The organism is Actinocatenispora comari (genome assembly GCF_017312725.1).
In the GTDB taxonomy this organism is placed as follows: domain Bacteria; phylum Actinomycetota; class Actinomycetes; order Mycobacteriales; family Micromonosporaceae; genus Actinocatenispora; species Actinocatenispora comari.
Map to the genome: position 1 here is coordinate 145,954 of NZ_BOPO01000006.1, position 16,989 is coordinate 162,942.

General features: G+C 69.6%; 18 protein-coding genes and 1 pseudogene. 9 read left to right on the plus strand and 10 right to left on the minus strand.

Annotated elements, in window-relative coordinates:
• Positions 1-5: 5 nt before the first annotated feature.
• Positions 6-749, minus strand: coding sequence for a hypothetical protein (locus NUM_RS03520; protein WP_207123072.1), 744 nt, complete (start codon positions 747-749; stop codon positions 6-8).
• Between the two features lie 110 nt (positions 750-859).
• Between NUM_RS03520 and NUM_RS03525 the strand changes: the two genes are divergently transcribed.
• From NUM_RS03525 to NUM_RS03535, 3 genes are all read left to right on the plus strand, one after another.
• Positions 860-2,044 (plus strand): MFS transporter, encoded by a 1,185-nt coding sequence (locus NUM_RS03525; RefSeq protein ID WP_207123073.1) that lies wholly within the window; start codon positions 860-862, stop codon positions 2,042-2,044.
• 17 nt (positions 2,045-2,061) lie between these two features.
• Positions 2,062-2,526 carry an HAD hydrolase family protein gene (locus NUM_RS03530; RefSeq protein ID WP_207123074.1) on the plus strand — a complete coding sequence of 155 codons (465 nt, stop codon included), beginning with the start codon at positions 2,062-2,064 and terminating at the stop codon, positions 2,524-2,526.
• A gap of 429 nt (positions 2,527-2,955) precedes the next feature.
• Entirely contained in the window at positions 2,956-3,783 is an 828-nt protein-coding gene (locus tag NUM_RS03535; RefSeq protein ID WP_207123075.1) for an MBL fold metallo-hydrolase, read from the plus strand.
• Between the two features lie 874 nt (positions 3,784-4,657).
• On the opposite strand, the gene NUM_RS03540 is transcribed toward NUM_RS03535, so the two are convergent.
• Positions 4,658-4,903 carry a hypothetical protein gene (locus NUM_RS03540; protein WP_207123076.1) on the minus strand — a complete coding sequence of 82 codons (246 nt, stop codon included), beginning with the start codon at positions 4,901-4,903 and terminating at the stop codon, positions 4,658-4,660.
• A gap of 400 nt (positions 4,904-5,303) precedes the next feature.
• Here NUM_RS03540 and NUM_RS03545 point away from each other — a divergent pair, with 400 nt between their 5' ends.
• Positions 5,304-6,260, plus strand: coding sequence for a hypothetical protein (locus NUM_RS03545; RefSeq protein WP_207123077.1), 957 nt, complete (start codon positions 5,304-5,306; stop codon positions 6,258-6,260).
• Between the two features lie 183 nt (positions 6,261-6,443).
• A complete protein-coding gene (locus tag NUM_RS03550; RefSeq protein WP_207123078.1) occupies positions 6,444-7,127 on the plus strand; it encodes a hypothetical protein in 684 nt (227 codons plus the stop codon).
• A gap of 685 nt (positions 7,128-7,812) precedes the next feature.
• Here NUM_RS03550 and NUM_RS03555 read toward each other — a convergent pair.
• Positions 7,813-8,172, minus strand: a complete 360-nt coding sequence (locus NUM_RS03555; protein WP_225918305.1) for a DUF6283 family protein — start codon at positions 8,170-8,172, stop codon at positions 7,813-7,815.
• Positions 8,173-8,380: 208 nt separating this feature from the next.
• Between NUM_RS03555 and NUM_RS03560 the strand changes: the two genes are divergently transcribed.
• Positions 8,381-8,578, plus strand: coding sequence for a hypothetical protein (locus tag NUM_RS03560; protein ID WP_207123080.1), 198 nt, complete (start codon positions 8,381-8,383; stop codon positions 8,576-8,578).
• Positions 8,579-8,672: 94 nt separating this feature from the next.
• Complete coding sequence (locus NUM_RS03565; RefSeq protein ID WP_207123081.1) at positions 8,673-8,960, plus strand: hypothetical protein; 288 nt, start codon at positions 8,673-8,675, stop codon at positions 8,958-8,960.
• Positions 8,961-9,222: 262 nt separating this feature from the next.
• On the opposite strand, the gene NUM_RS03570 is transcribed toward NUM_RS03565, so the two are convergent.
• A complete protein-coding gene (locus tag NUM_RS03570) occupies positions 9,223-9,414 on the minus strand; it encodes a hypothetical protein (protein WP_207123082.1) in 192 nt (63 codons plus the stop codon).
• Positions 9,415-9,896: 482 nt separating this feature from the next.
• Between NUM_RS03570 and NUM_RS03575 the strand changes: the two genes are divergently transcribed.
• Positions 9,897-10,214, plus strand: coding sequence for a hypothetical protein (locus tag NUM_RS03575; protein WP_207123083.1), 318 nt, complete (start codon positions 9,897-9,899; stop codon positions 10,212-10,214).
• A gap of 435 nt (positions 10,215-10,649) precedes the next feature.
• Positions 10,650-11,360, plus strand: coding sequence for a hypothetical protein (locus NUM_RS03580; RefSeq protein ID WP_207123084.1), 711 nt, complete (start codon positions 10,650-10,652; stop codon positions 11,358-11,360).
• 1,197 nt (positions 11,361-12,557) lie between these two features.
• Here the strand turns inward: NUM_RS03580 and NUM_RS03585 are convergent.
• The 6 genes and pseudogenes from NUM_RS03585 to NUM_RS03610 all read right to left on the minus strand — a co-directional run bounded on the left by NUM_RS03585 (position 12,558) and on the right by NUM_RS03610 (position 16,920).
• Positions 12,558-12,773 carry a hypothetical protein gene (locus tag NUM_RS03585; protein WP_207123085.1) on the minus strand — a complete coding sequence of 72 codons (216 nt, stop codon included), beginning with the start codon at positions 12,771-12,773 and terminating at the stop codon, positions 12,558-12,560.
• Positions 12,774-13,276: 503 nt separating this feature from the next.
• Complete coding sequence (locus tag NUM_RS03590) at positions 13,277-14,176, minus strand: helix-turn-helix domain-containing protein (protein ID WP_207123086.1); 900 nt, start codon at positions 14,174-14,176, stop codon at positions 13,277-13,279.
• Positions 14,169-14,726: a tRNA lysidine(34) synthetase gene (locus NUM_RS03595; RefSeq protein WP_207123087.1), complete on the minus strand. Its 558-nt coding sequence runs from the start codon at positions 14,724-14,726 to the stop codon at positions 14,169-14,171. Before NUM_RS03595 ends, NUM_RS03590 begins: the two co-directional genes overlap by 8 nt.
• Positions 14,723-15,513, minus strand: a pseudogene (locus tag NUM_RS03600) (GP88 family protein). Before NUM_RS03600 ends, NUM_RS03595 begins: the two are co-directional and overlap by 4 nt.
• Before the next feature lie 148 nt (positions 15,514-15,661).
• The gene (locus tag NUM_RS03605) at positions 15,662-16,024 is read right to left on the minus strand and encodes a DUF5983 family protein (RefSeq protein ID WP_207123089.1); all 363 of its coding nucleotides are present in this window, start codon (positions 16,022-16,024) and stop codon (positions 15,662-15,664) included.
• A gap of 41 nt (positions 16,025-16,065) precedes the next feature.
• On the minus strand, positions 16,066-16,920 hold the full coding sequence (locus NUM_RS03610) for a hypothetical protein (protein ID WP_207123090.1): 855 nt from the start codon (positions 16,918-16,920) through the stop codon (positions 16,066-16,068).
• Between the last annotated feature and the right edge of the window lie 69 nt (positions 16,921-16,989).

Genomic DNA, 16,989 nt, shown 5'->3' on the forward strand with positions numbered 1-16,989 from the left:
GCGGGTCAGCCGGCCGTCAGCCCGCGCGCCAGATCGAGGGCGACGATCCGGTCGACGTACAGCAGCGTCTCCAGCCGGGCCCCGGCCGGGACCTCGTCGTCCATCTCGTCCAGCGCCTGCAGCAGGCCGGTCGCGTCGAGGTCGTCGTCACAAGCGGCCCGGATGCGCGTCATCACCGCCGCCGGGATCGGCGCCGACGGCTGCCGGGCGGCGGCCGCCACCTCCGCGCGCCAGCGATCGAGCCGGCGGGCGGCGGCAGTGAGTTGTTCGCCGTCGAGCGTCGCAGGCTCGGTCCGCGGCACGTTCAGCATGGCCAACCGCACCGCCGTCGGGTCGGTGTCGTCCGCGTCGTGCCCGGTGATCGGGCCTGCAAGCAGGACCGGCAGCTCGCCGGGAATCTCACCGCCGCGCTCGCCGGCTGCCGTGACCACCAGTTCCGGGTGCCCCGCAGGGTCGTCCAGCCCGGACCGCACCTCGTCGGGCGGCACGATCCACAGCGCCCGCAGCCGCTCTGCCGCCTGTTCGAGTGCCACGGCCGAGCCAACCACCGTGGTCCGCACCTGACTACCGTGCAGCCCCTCCAGCACCCGCCGCGCCAGATCGGCGATCAGCAGCACACGCAGTGCCTGCCCGGAAATCTCGTGGTCGTCAGGCGGCAGGAGCACCGCGAGCCGGACCAGCCGGCTCGGTCGCTCCCCCACCGTCACCGCTACGCCGGTGCGATCGTCGACCACGGTGAGCATCGGCATCCTCCGCTGCATCCGACCGGCCCGATCTGTCGACCGTAACAGGCCGGAATCGGCATGCCGGCGGAACGACCAGGTCCCGTGAGGAGTCTCCAGTCCCCGTGAGGAGTCTGATGAGCACACCGAACCGAACCGCCGCACGCCCCGTCGCCATGCAGTTCGTCCTCCTGATCGGGGTCGTGAGCCTGTTCTCCGACCTGACCCACGAGGGCGCCCGCTCCATCAGCGGACCCTACCTCGCCACCCTCGGCGCCAGCGCGCTGGTCGTGGCCGGGGTGGCCGGCTTCGGCGAATTGCTCGGCTACGCACTGCGGTTCGTGTTCGGCTGGGCCGCCGACCGCACCGGCCGGTACTGGCCGATCACCCTGATCGGCTACCTCGTGCAGATGGCGGCGGTGCCGCTGCTTGCTCTGGCCGGCAGCTGGCCGACCGCCGCGGCGCTGATCGCCACCGAACGCACCGGCCGCGCGATCCGTAACCCACCGCGCGACGCGATGCTCGCGCACGCCGCCACCACCGTCGGCCGCGGCTGGGTTTTCGGGGTCCGCGAGGCTCTCGACGCGGTCGGCGGGATGCTCGGCCCGCTTGCGGTGGCCCTGGTGCTGTGGCTGCACGGCGGGTACCGCCTGTCCTTCGCGCTGCTCGCGATCCCGGCCCTGCTGTGCATTGCGGTACTCGCCCGCGCCTGGCGCCGATACCCGCAGCCCGCCGAGCTGGAGAATGCGCCGGCGCCGACGGCACGGACCCGGATTCCGCCAGCGTTCTGGTGTTTCCTGCTCGCGATGGGGCTGGTCGGACTCGGCTACGCCGACTACCCGCTCATCGCTTTCCGCCTGGACACCGACCACGTGGTCGGCCCGGACCTGATCCCCGTGCTTTACGCAGCGGCGATGGCCGCCGAAGCACTCGCCGCGCTGGCACTCGGCCGACTGTTCGACCGGTACGGCATGCCCACGCTGGTGGGCGCCACTCTGCTCACCGCGGCGTTTGGCCCGCTGGTGTTCCTCGGTACCGCCCCGCTGGTGGTACTCGGGGTGATCTGCTGGGGTATCGGGATGGCCGCGCAAGAGTCGATCGTCAAGGCCGTCGTCACCGGGCTCGTCGATCCCCGCCGCCGCGCGTTCGCGTTCGGGCTGTTCGACACCGGATTCGGGGTGTTCTGGTTCGCCGGCAGTCTGCTGCTCGGCCTGCTCTACGACACCTCCGTCACCGGCCTCGTCACGCTCACCATCGTCGCGCAGCTTGCCGCCATCCCTATGTTCCTACTGACCTCGAGGCTGCGCCGTACAGCGGTCTGATCAGGAAGGCAACCACCATGTCCATCACCATCGATGTCCCGGGCGGCAGTGCGCTGGTCCTTGACCACCTGGTACTGGATGTCAACGGCACCATCACCAACCGTGGTGTGCTGATTCCCGGCGTTGCCGCACGCATCGCCCGGCTGCGCGAGACCTTCGACGTCCACCTGCTCACCGCAGACACCTACGGCACCGCCGACGAGATCTCCGCAGCGTTGGACGTGCCAGCCGAACGGGTCACCGACGGCGTCGCCAAGGTCGCCGCGTTACAGCGGCTCGGCGGCGACTCCTGTGTGGCAATCGGCAACGGCGCCAACGATGAACTGATGCTGCGCACAGTCGGCCTGGGTATCGCCGTGCTCGGCCCGGAAGGTGCCAGCCCGCGCACCCTCGCCGCCGCCGACCTGGTCTGCGGCTCGATCCTGACCGCCCTCGACCTCCTCACCGAACCACGCGCCCTCACCAGCACCCTGCGCCACTGACGTCGACGCCAGGCTGCGCATCGCCACACCCGCGGCGAACGGCATGCCGAGGCCGAGCCAGTCGAGCGGGATCGGCAGGCTGGCCAGGCGGTGACCAAGCTGCTGAGCGCAGCAGCATCCGTCCGCTGGATCCGGACCGGGCCACGCCATCGTGCGGCCTGGCTCTTGCTTCGGTCCCAGGGGTCGGTCAGAAGCAGGAGTGGGGCTGCCGGCCCGGCGCAGGGGTGACGTCGGGCCATTCTGCGCTGGCCCGACACACGACCAGACCGTGCACGCCTGCGTGATGGTCAACTTCGATCTGACCCATGAGGCGAACGTCCGACCAGCCAGATCCGGTCCACCACATGCTTGACTTAAAGTATTCTTCAACTCCTACCTTGGTCGACGAGGCGGTGCGTGCACCGTCGAGACCACGAAGGAGACATAGACATGACGGTCTGGAGCTGCGCAACCTGCGGGGTCGAGCACCCCGACACCGACCAGCCGCCTGCCGGGACGTGCGTCATCTGCGCCGACGAGCGGCAGTATGTACCGCGATCCGGCCAGCGCTGGATCAGCCAGGCCGAGCTGTCCGCGCAGCCGTACGAACTGGAAGTGCGGGAGATAGAGCCCAGCATTCACGGCTTGCACCGCGAGCCGGAGGTCGCGATCGGGCAGTGGAGCTACCTGGTGCGTACCGAGGCGGGGAATCTGTTGTGGGATCCACCCAACCACCTGGACGAACGCACGGCCGATCGGGTCCGCGAACTGGGCGGCGTGACGGCGATCGCCGCGAGCCATCCGCACATGTTCGGCGCGCAGGTGTCGTGGAGCCACCTGTTCGGGTCGGTGCCGGTGTGGGTGAACGCCGCGGATCGGCGCTGGGTGCAGCGTGCCGACCCGGTGATCACCCAATGGTCCGGCAACGCCGAGATCCTTCCTGGGCTGACTCTGCTCCAACTCGGCGGTCACTTCCCCGGCAGCGCGGCGGCGCACTGGCAACACGGCGCGGGCGGCGAGGGCGCCCTGCTGTCCGGCGACACGATCGCCGGCGTCGCCGATCCGGACTGGGTCACGTTCCTGCGGTCCTACCCGAACCGGATTCCGCTGTCGGCCGCGGTGGTCGGGCGCATTGTCGACCGGCTCGCGGGCTATCGTTTCGAGACACTGCTGGATCTGGGTGGTCGGGTCATCGGACCGCAGGCCGACAGGAAGGTGGCCAAGTCCGGCGAGCGCTACATCGGCTGGGTACGCGGCGACTTCGACGGCAACACCTGACCTCCGGCGCCGGACGTGCCATCGCAAGCGATCCGAGTCCTGATCTGCGCACCGGCCAGCGATCAAGACAGTGTGGCTGCACAAAGGGCGCGGCCAGATCGCCGAGCTCGCTCCCACCCACGCGGCTGGTCCAGTCTTGGTGGTCGGGTGCCTGGGGCCGCAGGAGCCGGATCCGCCAATACCTGCCCTGGCGTGACGGCACCAGCTCATCCAACGACCAGCACATCCCGCAAGGTCCTCCACTGCCATCGCGACGGCTCCGTGGCGAGCAGCCATCGTGTCAGCTGCCATGACTCGTCGGTGGTGTCGGTGGTGCGTCGTGAAAGCCCATACGTCAAAGTCGATCGCCGACTGCCACAAGCGGGGCGCTGAACCATCAGGGGGGCCTGCTCCATGGGCGAGACCCTGCCGGACTCCGCCCGGCGAGCCGATGCCGGATCCTCCGGCGCAAGGCACGTGTACCGCAACGAACTAGACGGACAAGGCGGAGCTCTGCCGGTCGACTATGTGCTAGCCGCGTGGACCGCACCGCGCACGGAGGCTCTAGACCGCGGCCCGGTTGAGGCTGCCTCCCGTTCGTAACAGCCGGTCAACGGCGGCTCCTTCGCCGAGTTGCTTGGCAGGGCGGCGCCCGCTTCGGCGACGCGCTCGGCATCACCGCTGCACCGTGACGAACCCACGATCCAGATCCTGCCGGACACACGAACAAAGCCCTCATCCGCCCGCCCTTGGCCGTCAGGCTGGTCGCGGTACGAGTAGCCGCAGAATCCGGCTACCGCCAGTCTCCGCGGTGCGCGGGTTCGCCCGGCGGATGTGCACATCCACCGGCACCACCAACCCAGCCCTACGGCGCAGAGACGGCGCGAGAGGACCATCATTCCTCGTCGGCGCCGCTACTTTTCCGTCGAGCGAGTGCATCTCCAAGCGCGACGCGCCGAATCAGGCTCGCTACCCCGACAATGCCGATCAGGCAGCCGGCGATGAGAAGTGTCAGTCCCAACAGCAGCGACACATGGAGGCAGGTGTAGATCCCGCCCCCGACGCCCATGGCCAGCGACCCGAGGGCCACCACGACCTTCGCACGGATCGAGTCTTCGTCGGGCGGCTCCCACCAGCTCACGACCACAGCTTGCCCGGAAAGTGTGCGAGGCTCCATCAACCGGGCGGCTGATCTCGGCCCGAGCAAGCCGGTATCAGAGGGAAACGGTCCGCTGCCTGACCGAGACACTCCAGCGCCCACGGGCGCAGGGCTGGCAGACAGCCACTGGATCGGACGCCGCGGCTGATCCGCCACCGACCGCGAGCATCGTCACCTCGTGCCGAGCGGGCTGCGTAGCACGGCGGTACCAACCGGATCGGCGCCGCATTGCGGCGCGTGGTCTCGGGCACGCCGCGCGACCAGGTCTCCACGACGCCTGCACCCACTGCCCCCCTCATCCACTCCGTCAGGTCCGCGACCTCGGACCCAACGGATCAGAGCCGCCCTAATCGGTGTCCCCCTTTGACGCCGCGTGCCGGGCATGATGCTGGCGATGACCGGCGACGATTACGACCAGCGCAGCCTGCAACGCAGACGGGAGGTCCTCGCGCTGCCCATGGTGGCGCTGCAGCATCCCCGTCACCTGGCGCCGACCAACCGGCTGGAGTGGCGCACCGTTCCCGACGCGGTCGGCGTCGGACCGGAGGGCGCCGCCTACGCCGTCTGGCCACACTCAATCGACTCGCGGCGAAAACAGGTGGCCTCCTACACCGAAGCAGGACTCGGTGCCGTCGCCGAGATCCAGACACAGTTGCGGGTGCGTTTCGTGCAGCCGCTTCCGGGCGACCAGCTGCTGCTGGTGGCGGCCCGCGCCCGGCGCCAACCGCTCAACGCCGAGATCTGGAACTGGCAGGGGCAGCGCACCGGTGTCGGACAGCTCGGTGACGCCATCGAGTCGCTGCTGACCACACCGTCAGGCAAGGTATGGGTCGGGTACTTCGACGAGGCACTCGGCGGCCGAGGTCCAGAGGGGCACGGCCTGGCACGATTCAGTTCGAGCCTCGACTCGGAGTGGCTCTACCCCGGAGGCTCGAGCCTCCCATCGATCGTCGACTGCTACACGCTCAACGTCGACGGCGAGGACGCCTACTGCTGCCCGTACACCGGCTTCCACCTTCTGGCGATGCGAGGCGACACGGTGACCGACCGGGGCCCGGCACCGCACCATTTCGCCGACGGGCTGCTGATCGACGGTACGCGCGGTGCGCTGATCGGCGGGCAGCAGGCCGAGTACGACCAGGCCACGCCCATGCACCTCGACACCAGGCGAGTAGCGGCGGCGGGGGCACCGCGCCGCATCGTGCGCCCGAACGGCATCGAGATAGCCGGGCGCGGCTACCAGTGCCGCGGCCCGAACCTGCACGTGTTCATCAACAACACCTGGTACCAGATCGGGCTGGACACACTTACCGCCCCGCCGCCGGCCGTGTCGATATGAGGCCGCAGCATCATGTCCAACCTCCGGCGGCGCTGCCGGTCCTATGTGTTGGCCAGCAGAGAGCACAAGATCACCAGCGAGGCCCGCACGGCGTGCCGCACCGCTTGCAGGGCCGAACCCGTCACGGCAGACCGACGCACTCGCCGGACCGTCGCCCCTGCTGCCTGCTCTACGGTGCTAGCCATGATGCGCGCGGAGGTTCTGCGTGGCCTGCTGAACAGCGGCCGCGACTACGACGTGCCGCGGTTGGAGGCAGTCGCCGCACAACTCGGCCTGCCCACGGCCGACGTACTCGTGGTCGCAGGCCATCCGGTACCAGGGTCCCTGCTGCCGCCGGACCGGGACACCCGTGCCCTCCACACATTCGCCCACCGCGTGACCCACTGCAACCATGAGCAGATGGCTACGCTTCGCGAGCTTCTTCTCACCCTCCCCCGCGAGGGCGAGATACCGCAGCCTCGGATGCCCGCCGATCCGACAGGCACCGACCCGTTCCCGGCCGTCCTCGGTGGCCTGATGCTAAACCGCGGCTTCGACCTGCAGAGCTTCCCGTTCGTCGGGCTGTCGATGAGCACGATCAAAGGGATGCTGGCCGGACGATGGCACCGGTACTCGCAGTTGCAAGCGGTGGCCGGCCCGCTGTGCTGGCGCACGGCAGACCTGGCCACCCTCGCAGGCGAGCCACTCCGCGCGCTCGACCACCGGACAATGTGCCACCACCTCGGCGCGGTGCTCCTGGCCGCGGTCCCGGCCACCACAACCCAGCTGCTGCACGCAGCCCACGAAGCCGACCGGATGAGCAGGCGCCAAGATCGCCCTACCGGGACACCCATTCCGCACGGTGTCTATGACTGCCCATACGCGTAGCGCCCACCTCATCAAACGCCCCTTGATCCTCCATCTCAGCTCGGCGGTTGGCCTGGCCGATCGGTGGCCGTTGGCGGTGTTGGTTGGCCGGTTTGTCGAGTCGGCGGGTTATTGGAGCCCGGCCAGGGTGGTGCTGACGCTGACCGCTGCGCGAGCGATTCAGAACGACGCCATGGGCACAGTACTGGTGGCGCGGTTGAGCGCGGTGCTGCTGGCTACGGTCAGTGAGCGTTGGCGGTCGGGTGGGGTTGGTGCGGCGGGAGTCCGTGCTCGGCATGCCGTGGTGCGGTCCGCACTTATGTGTGCGGTAGGCCGGGACTTGGTGGCCGGCACCGATGACAGCAGACAGCCCGCCCGGCAGCGGCAGTCCGTGGACGGCGACGCGCAGCGCGACGAGGATGCCGCGAGCAGCACGTACCGGGCCACCCGCTCCCCCTCCTCGATCTCTGCGTGCCTCGGGCACTCCACATGCGCTTCGCCGGCTCCATTCCGCCAGCCCATGCCACGTGAACGGGCGTGGACCTGCGATCGCACGCTCCTACTGTCGCTGGCGCCCGTGTTCCACGGGGAGAGCGCGAGCCTCGCGCACAGCCGGTGTGGGCTGCTCGTCATGCGAGTCGGCGTCGACGTCCCGGCGACGACGAAGAATCTTGGCGATGGCGTCGACCGCTGCCTGCCCGGGGTGCTAAAGCTGCTGTTCGCCGTGGTCGGCGGCCTGGGCACCGGAGTCGAACAGCGGCACCGGGGACCGGTAGTCGACGGTGGCCTCATAGGCCGCGGCCGTGATGTCGTCGAGGACCAACGCGACCCGCAGTGCCAGCAGATTCGCGGCGTCGTGGCAGCCAGCCCAGCCCGCGCAGATACGTGCCTGGGCGCTGTCGCGCTCGTTCTGGTGGCACAGGAACAGCCTTGGCGGCTGCTGCCCGGTCGGCGCGTCGTAGGCGCGCAGCCGGTCATAGTTCGATGCCGCCCACACGCCGGACGGCACATCACGCCGGTACGGGCACGAGGCGCACGGGCGTGGTGCGGGAGGTCCGACCGTCACCGCACCATCATCGCGAACAGCAGATCAACTCGCCAACCCCTCCTTCACGCGGTTCACGCCTGCGGCGCAGAGGTGATCAGTTTCGGTGCGCTCCACATCTACGGCTCGCACCTGCCGTTCCCGAACCAAGGCGGTGCGAACCGGCGAAGCGTCGTATCGTCCGCGCGACCGATGTTCACCGTGCGGGGCGCTCCGTAGCCTGCCAGTCATGGCGGACACGGCGACCGAGTGGCGCAGCCTGGACGCGGCGTGGACGGTGCACTTGCTACCGGGATGGATTCGCGGCGACCACGAGGGCAGCGAGTTCTTCCAGCTCAAATGGCATGGCCGGTTGGTGGCCGAGGTCAACGCCTTCGCCGAGTTGGGCCACTGGGTGCCAGTGCATCTGCTCGTCCGGGAGGGCTAACGGATAGAGGAGCGCCCGGCGCAAACGGTACCGCCGCGCCACTGTCGGTGGTGGGACATCGGCCGCGGTGCGGCTGCTGGTTGGAGAGGATTGCATGACCACGTTGACGCAGCGCAGCGCTATCGATGACTTCACCGCGCTGGGTGGAAGCCTGCAGATCGCCGAACGTGACCCGCGGGCCGATCCACGCACGGCGGTGTTGTCGGCCGACGGCAAACACGCGGAGCTGGCGCTGCACCCAGACGCGGACGGCCGAGTCGCGGAGGCACTGATCAAAACCGCGACCACGCGGCTGTTGTGGTTCCGGGCGCTCGGCCCGGACCGGGACGGCTGGCGGCGCGCGCGGCGACGCTGGAGACTCTCGATCAGCGTCGCGCGCTGAGTCTCGACGCTGCGCGCCCATCGATCTGTGGAGACGACGCTTAGGCTCGCTCGTGGGGTTCCGAAGGACCGATGGGTGCCCCGAAGGTCTTCACTGATGTCTCCAGCAGCCCCGCTTCCGACAGAGCTCGCGATGCGACCGCACCACCCGGGATCATCACCGTGGAGAATCCAAACGTCACCCGTCATGAGCCGGGACGCTAGCGCCGGCCAGGCTCTCCATGCCAGACATCGAGTCCGTGATACCGGGGCTGACAGATGGGCTACCGGGCGTCATGACCTTCTGCGACAAGCAGGTGCAACGGCACCAGGTGGGCCAGCTCGATGAAGGAGTCGAGTTCGGCCAGCATCTCGCCGCGATGGCCGACCCGGTAGAACTGACCGTCGCGTGCGCTGATCGCGGACACGCTCCAGTCTCCGTCGATGCTGTGCCAGACCGCCGAGTGCTCGTCCACACCGTTGACGGTAAGGGGCGGGTCGTGCTGGCCGCGATCCCTCGGCCGAGGGTAGATCGGTCCGGCCGGTGGGGGTGGGCCCGGCGCGAGTAGTGCGCCGGGCCCACCGGGCGGTGCAGCACGGGGGGATGTGCAGCGCCGGGTCGGACGCTACGCCGTCAGGTAGGCGACCACGCCGGACCAGCGCCGCTGTTCTACCACGACATAGTGATCTGTGCGGGCAGTAATGGCGTCATCTGACGTGGCTCGGCTAGCGTCTGGCGCTACGCGGCAGTCATCGCTGGGGGGCTCTGGCTTGTCGCGCCCAGGAAGTCGTCGAGCAGGAGTGGGAGGTTCTGTTCGACCACCGGCTTCCCTCAGGTCCCTGCCGGCTGCGGCCGGCGGGGACCTTTCTGGTCACCCGGCGGCAGCAGGCCCCCCGGGTGGGCGCGCCGGAGGGCTGAGCTTTCCGGGCCCGAAGAACCGGGCCCGAAGAAGAGGTCGTGCCGGGTCGGGTGGCGGCGGTGCGGGACGCTGGGCGGATGGCCGATCTGGATCCGGACGCCGCCGGGGCGAAGTTGATGATGGATGCGCGGGTGCTGCGCTCGATGCTGCGTGAGGATGTGGTGCTCGATCCGAACGACGCGCTGGTGCACTACCTGCGGGTCACCATGGACACCCTCGGCGAGATCCTCGACGAGATCGCGACGGCGTACCGGCCGGTCAATGCCGGCGCCGCCGGCAGGTTCGACGCCGCAGCCGACGCCTCCCGCCGCTCCTCCCAGGAACTGTCCGCCGCCGTCGACCCCAGCACTACCTGACCGGCACGACCACTGGCGCGCAACAGTTCCGTCCGCTCTCGCTGCCCGCACTGGTCGGGGCCGCACCCGCCCGGCGGCGATGTCGCGGCGAGCGAAGGGCGCAGCCCGGCTGGCGGGCGCACGGTGCGCCGGCCAACCGGGCTGGACGTGGAGTCTTCCGTCGCGCAGACCCCCCAGACCGCCCGACGATTCCCCAACACACGCCGGCTACCGACACACCCCCATCGGCCCACCTGCGCACATCAATACTACCGACAGTGCCGCAATAGCTACCGAACGGGGGCGTCTCGTGGATCGTTGCACCGGACGGTGCTGGCCCGAGGCTCCGAGCTGTCGAAACGATGGGGCACACCAAGGGCGGCTGCAGGTCGTCGATGTTGCCCCAGGCTGCGCCTGCGGGTCGCCGCGCCGGTGATGAACGGGCACGATGGTCGGGTGCTGGTCAGCGATGTTGCGATGCCTGCCGCAGTGGCGGCACGTCCGCGCGATGCCCGCGGTATCCCGGTACCGGCGATCACCCGCTGGCGGCAGGGTGTTCCGCAGTTCACCGAGGCCTCCGGCGAGCGGCAGCTGCTGTGCGCGCTGACCCACCGGTGTTCGGTGTGCGGCCAGCCGATGGACCCAGACGCCACCGTGTGGCATGTGATGGATGGGCAGAGCTCGAAGTGGATCGCGTACGCGTTGAAGCGCGGCGCCGAGCCCGCCGGCGAGTTCTCCACCTACGAGGTTCCCGGCCACTACGCCTGCATGCTGTATGCAGCCGTCGCCTGTCCTTTCCTGGCCACACCGACCGCCCGCCGCACCGTGACCGGCGACAAGCCGGGTGACCCGGACTGGGTCAGTCCCGGAACCCGCCGCGGCGCCCTGTCCGGCCTGGTCGAGTTCGCGCACGCGGTTGTGGACGTCGGCGATGACTACAGCGGCTACGAGGTCGTCTTGAGCCGGCCGCGCACGATCCACACCTACCGCCACGGCAGCGAGCTGCGCCCGCTGCTCGACCAGGCCGTCAAGAAGCAGACCGCCCACAGCGGCGGGGATCAGGACGCTGCGCTGCTGTTCGGCCCCGACGAGTATCTGGTCGTGCGCGAGCTCAACCGCCTGCTCGAATCCCGGCGCATCCGGCCGGTAGGCACAGGCAACCTGTAGTACTGCGGGCCGGGTGGGCTGCTCGCGCGCGGGGCCGGGGACGGCGTGGTGCGGGCACGAGAAATGCGCCTCGTCGCGCTCCGCGGCGCGCACTGCTTCCGGCCAGGCCGCCGATCGGCCGTTCGGTCGAATCAGGTAGTCGTGTCTTGCCAGTACGGTGTGGTTCTCGTTCAAGTCTGGCGGAGAAGGCCGGTCGTCGGATCGCGGTTCGACTGTCTGGCGCACGAGGAACGCACTGGCCTACCTCGTGTGCTGACGGAGAGGGTGTCGTGTGATAAGCGGCTACGGCCGCGGCACGCTCGACCTCGCCGACCATGAGCAGCGGTTCTGCTGCCGTGCCGCCACCCGAGCCGCCCGAGCTCGCCAGGCAGCGACCGGCGAACCCTACGCCGAGGCCCAGCGCAACACCAGCGCCCCGGCTCCCGCCGCGCGGCGTGCCGCCCCATCACGCTGACCGGGAACCGGTGGCGGACCACACCCGCGAGCACGCCTGTGGAATCTGGCAGAAGCTGCGCGACGGGTTCGATGCCAGGATCGACCGCGTCATCACCGAAGCCCGGCGGCGCACCCGGCTACGACGCCGATGGCCTGCGTGTCGACACGCACCGGGCGGATTGGGATCACCGACCAAGACTGACCCGCGGTGGCCCGATAGGACGCCCCGCACGGCCCGGTGCGGGGCGGGCGTCTGGTCGGGTGGCCGCTGCTGTCGCAGCAGGATCAGGGCTAAGACGTGGAGTCGCCGTGCTGGTGGCCACGTTCTGGACGAGACGAAGGGCCGTGCCACCGCCGGTAGGGCCTCCGGCTTCCTGACGCCGCCCATGCGCCCATGTCCCGTCCCACCAGGACCTCCGCTGGGCTGCCCATGATATCCGCGGGGTGGATGAGCAGGACCCAGTCGCCGCTGCCAGGTGGAACAAGGCCAGGGGGCAGGATCAGCCATCCCATTGGCGCGACCAGACTGGCCAGAGCGCGGATCTTGGTCGCGCGGCGTCGCCGCAACAACGCCCGGCGGCCAGGCAGCCGCACCTGGAGTGCGCCGTCGGGGTCGGCCGTGCTCGGCACGACCTCGTATCCGGCGGATTCGAGGGCTGCAGCAACCTCGGGCGGGTCGGCGGCTCGGGCGTCCTCCTGCCTGGTCATGACGAATTCTCTCCTTCCTGTCTGCGGGCTGTCTGCCCTCACTCACCGCGGTGCTCACGCCGAAGCGACAGCGACAGCGACAGCGGCGTGGCGGTCAGCCGGCGCGGGTAGGTCGATCCCGTCGGCGCGCGCGGCGTTGCAGAACGCGCCGGCGGCCGTCAGAGCGAGCCGGGCGGCCCGGGACGGGTCGGGGCAACCCGCGGCGGTCTGCAAGGCCAGCAGCCCGGTCTGCGTCTGCTGACCGGACGGCTCCTCAAGCATCTCGTCCACGCCGACGTCATGCTCGCGGGCCAGCGCGGCGAAGGCGGCGTCGCCGGCGCCGTCGCGGAGCGCCCAGTGCGCGGCATGCGCAGCGCCCGAGCACGGCAGGCAGGCGCCAACTGCGGCGAGGTGGCCAGCTCGGCCAGCCGTGCGGCGTGTCGCCGGCGGCGTGCTGGGCAGCTCTCGGAGTGCACGGCGCCTCCTGACCGGGCGGGCTGGGTTCCGTCGTGGTAACGAGCCGGCACGCAGGCGGGTGTCGACACGCGCGAACATCGACCCAGTGACCGAATGGCTGGTGTCGAGTCTCGTGCGCAACCGGTGTCGGCCAAGACCAGAGTTCGCTGCCAGATCGGTTTTGGTGCGTCGGGGCAGGGGCCGGGCGCGGGCACGAGAAAAGGGCCGCATCGCGCTCGCCGGCGCCGTCGAGGGGACGGTTGTGTGGCCTTGCCGGCGTCTCGGACTGGGTCTGCTGTCCAAGACGCCGGCAGGGCGTGGTCGGTTGCGGAGGGCGTCTATTGGGTGTCAAGGAGGCTGATCGGCCCGTTGCGGAGGCGGTCGATCGCCCGGCCTAGGATCACGGTCGCTTGGTCGGGAGAGCTCGCTGCGTCCGCTAGGCGCGAGGCGACGGCACGGAAGTGTTCGACCTCGGCTGGGTCGTAGAGGCTCTCGGGTGGGTACCCGGTTAGGTGCGACACGACGATGGGCGGGGCGTCGGGGTGGTCGAACTCCAGGAGCTCGAAGCGTGGCTGGCCTCGGTGGGCTATCCATCCGTCCCAGGGGACCACCTGCATCTGCAGGGTTCCGGTCTCGGTGAGGCGCCGCAGATGCTGCAGTTGGTTGATGGTGGTGTCGATGCTGCCGAACGGGCGTAGCAGCACCGCCTCGTCGATCACGACCCGCAGCTCGCGGTCGGCCCGCTTCGCAAGCTGTGCCCGTCGTGCGGTGTCGATCTGGCTGTAGAGACGGTGTTGCTCGTCGGTCAGCGGTGCCTCGCCTGTCGTCGCGCGGCGGACGTGACGGTTGAAGTCGTCGGTGCGCAGCAGGTCGGGGATCAGCAGGGTGTCGAGCATCAGGATGCGGCTGGCGCTGGTCTGGTAGGCGAGGTGACGGCAGGTGCGTAGGTCGACGCTGGCCGCGTTGGGGCGGATCCAGCCCGGCTGTCGAGCACGGCGGGCCCAGTCGCGCAGCTTCTCGTCTTCCTGTGGGTCGGTGAGCTGATAGAGGCCCAGCAGGGCGTTGAGGTCGGTGATCGAGATCGTGCTGTCGGCGTTCTCGATCCGGTTGACCTTGTTGATCGACCACTCGGTTCGCAAAGCGATCTGCCGCTGCGACAGGCCGGTCTTGTACCGCAGCTGCCGCAGACGGACAGCGAGCATCCGTTGCATCAGCATCGGGTCGTACTGGTCAAGCACAGCGTGGTTCCTTTCCAACGCTCTGGACAGTTGCGGCACCTGCGGGGGCAGGCTGAACCGGCGACACGGCCCGCAGTCCCAGGCAGTTGAGTACCTGCGCGGGCCGACCGAGCGGGCCGAGTTCGGTGACCAGTTGGGTGATCAGCTTGCGGGCCGGCCCGCGTTTCTGGTCGGAGGTGCAGTAGCGGGCCGCCGCCGACGGCCACTTCCCCCGACGCCGGACCTGGTCCAGCAGCGGGCCCTGGTCTCGGCGGCGTTGCTCGTAGCGCAGCCCGTAGTACTCAGCCTGGGACTGCGCCAACTCGGCGGTGTCGGGCCATTCGACGTGCCAGAGCGCGCAGTGCAGCACCGTGACCCGATCAGCCACCGCCTGCTGGTGTGCTTGGGTGGCGATGTGGTGCAGCAGGGTTTGAGAGTCCTTGCCGCCGGAGGAGTTGATGAGGATGACGTCGTAGGCGGTCAAGTCCACCGGCATGCGGCCGGCGGCGGCGGTGCCGGCTGAGTGGCGGCGCTCGGCGGTGTCAACAGGTTCGAGTTCAGGGCTGGTCATGTGATGCTCCTGTCGTGGGAGGCGGCGTGGGTGCAGCGGATCCCGGCGGGCGCGCTGCGGTGACGGCGCCGGCGTGCGGTGGCCGCGTTGTGCTGCTGCTGCCAGGTGCGCAGGCTGCTGCCGCCCTGCAGGCGCAGGACGGCGGGGATGCGGTTGGCGGTCACTCCGACCGAGGCAGGCCGGTGACGGCGAGCAGGTCGCAGTCGGCTTGGGAGTGGTAGCCGGCGTCCTTCGCGTCCTCGGTGGTGGGGAACACGTCGGCGACCCGGTCGGCTTCGGGGTTCAGCGTGTGGTCTTGGGTGCCGCCGTAGGAGTAGACCCAGCGGAAGTTGGTGGGCGGGTCGGGTTCGACGAGTCGCCGGAAGCGGTCGACTTCCTTGGTGTAGGCGTAGAAGCGCACAGCCGGGTGGGTCCGGATCAGCTGGAGCCAGGTGCGGGTGTAGTCGTCGGTGAAGAAGTCGCCGGCGTCGTGGATGCGCACCCACTTGCCCTGCAGGACCGGTAGTTCGAGGTCGGCGGCCATGGCGGTGGCGAACGCGTCGGACTCGTTGAGGACCAGCCGCAGGTTCGCCTGGTGGCGGGCCTTGACGGTCGGGATGCGGTAGGTGCCGTGTAGGGCGTAACAGATGTGTCGGCACACCCCCGCCGATGGGCAGGTGTTGTAGGTACGGCCGTCGGGTAGCCGGCCGGCCCAAGCGGGCAGGGTCCAGTTGAAGATGCCGTGGGGCCGCAGTCGGGAGTTTTGCGTCAGCAGCCGCGGCCTGCACGGCGTGGAGGATGCGCTCATCCAGCAGTTCCTTCCGTTGTGTGGGCATGAAAAGGGGCCGGCCAGCGCGGCGGGCGGCGCGTGGCCGGCCCCGGATTCGGCCCGGCACGCCCGATCGCGGATGTCGCCGCAATCGGGGGGCCGGGCAGCAGCCGATCGAGGGAAGCGATCAGCCCTGCGGGTACAAAGGGAGATGCGGGTCGGTGTCGGCGTCGGCGTCGAACAGGACGAAGTCGCAGCTGTATCGGCGGGCATATCGTTGGATGGCCACCAGTGCGGCTGGCGGCGGGTCGATCTGTTCGGCGGCTCGTGCCGCGGGGTCTGCCGGTATCCACATCAGCCAGCCGTAGCGCGTCGAGTAGGCGACCAGTCCGGATACGGTGTGCAATCCGTCCTCCAGGATGTGCGGCGGGATGTGCTGGGTCGACAGGTCCAGCAGCCGCCGAACCCTGGGTCCGGTGCGGGGGCCATGGCGGGTCAGAGACCGCACCAAGACACCCAGCGACATGCACCAGCCGACGACACGCTGCACGGTGGACAGGGATCTGGTTCGGGAGGCTCGTTTGCGGTGTCTCATGGCGCCTGCTCACCGGGGGTGTCGACGCCGTCGGCAAGGAATTCGCCGCCGTAGGACAGTTCGTCGTCGTCGACGTTCTGCCAGGTTTCGCTGATCAGTTTCCCGTTGCCGCAGACGTAGTCATCGATGTCGGGCGAGGTCGGGTCGGTACCTGCTCGCATGGCCTCGGCCAGCGTGTTCGGGATGGCCGCGAGGTAGTCCTGCCGTAGCCGCACCAGGTAGCTGCGTGTCCAGCGGATGCGCCGCAGCGGTTGCTCCGCGTGGGTCGGAGCCGCAGCGTTCCGTGGCAAGCCGGTCGAGCTGGGCGTGGTGTCCAGATCGGTGCCGGGCCGCAGGCAGGGAACGGCCGCCGGGTGGCGTCGGATCAGGAAACAGTCCGGGATGGTGGGCCCGTCGTGCTGGTAGTCACCGACCCGCTCGTCGAAGTGACACAGGGCGCGGCATTGCGGGCAACGCGACGGTCCGGTGGTCGGGGTGCCGTTGGCGTCGTGGGCGCGGTGATCGTGGCCGGGTGCCTGGCAGTCTGGTGGTGCGGTGACGGCCTCCACGGTGTAGCACCAGCCGACATCGCCCAGGGTGTCGGCGCCGGGTGTGGGGCCGTGGATGGTTCCGGTGCCGTCCCAGCCCGCGGTCGGGGCGGGCCGATTCGCACAGTGCGCCAGTTGTTGGTAGGTGGAGCTGTGCTCGGTGTCTGCGCCACAGGCGGTGTCGCAGGGTTCTGCGAGGTCGCGGTCTTCTGCGGCCCGTTGTTCGGCGATGTAGTGCCAGGCTTCAGCGGGTGTGTCGAACTCCGGTGGCGGCTCGGTGGTGTCGGGTAGGCAGCCGGGTCGGTGGATCAGCGCGGTGTACAACGGGTCTCCTTGTCGATTCAGGGCCACGGGTTCGCGGGGTGGCGCACCGGCCGACCTGTGCAGGTGCGC

Excerpts from the sequence above, each read along its gene's own strand:
- NUM_RS03550 (WP_207123078.1), top strand. The coding sequence starts at position 6,444 with ATGATGCGCGCGGAGGTTCTGCGTGGCCTGCTGAACAGCGGCCGCGAC.
- NUM_RS03595 (WP_207123087.1), bottom strand. The coding sequence starts at position 14,726 with ATGACCAGCCCTGAACTCGAACCTGTTGACACCGCCGAGCGCCGCCAC.
- NUM_RS03525 (WP_207123073.1), top strand. The coding sequence starts at position 860 with ATGAGCACACCGAACCGAACCGCCGCACGCCCCGTCGCCATGCAGTTC.
- NUM_RS03530 (WP_207123074.1), top strand. The coding sequence starts at position 2,062 with ATGTCCATCACCATCGATGTCCCGGGCGGCAGTGCGCTGGTCCTTGAC.
- NUM_RS03520 (WP_207123072.1), bottom strand. The coding sequence starts at position 749 with ATGCCGATGCTCACCGTGGTCGACGATCGCACCGGCGTAGCGGTGACG.
- NUM_RS03545 (WP_207123077.1), top strand. The coding sequence starts at position 5,304 with ATGATGCTGGCGATGACCGGCGACGATTACGACCAGCGCAGCCTGCAA.
- NUM_RS03535 (WP_207123075.1), top strand. The coding sequence starts at position 2,956 with ATGACGGTCTGGAGCTGCGCAACCTGCGGGGTCGAGCACCCCGACACC.
- NUM_RS03560 (WP_207123080.1), top strand. The coding sequence starts at position 8,381 with ATGGCGGACACGGCGACCGAGTGGCGCAGCCTGGACGCGGCGTGGACG.
- NUM_RS03565 (WP_207123081.1), top strand. The coding sequence starts at position 8,673 with ATGACCACGTTGACGCAGCGCAGCGCTATCGATGACTTCACCGCGCTG.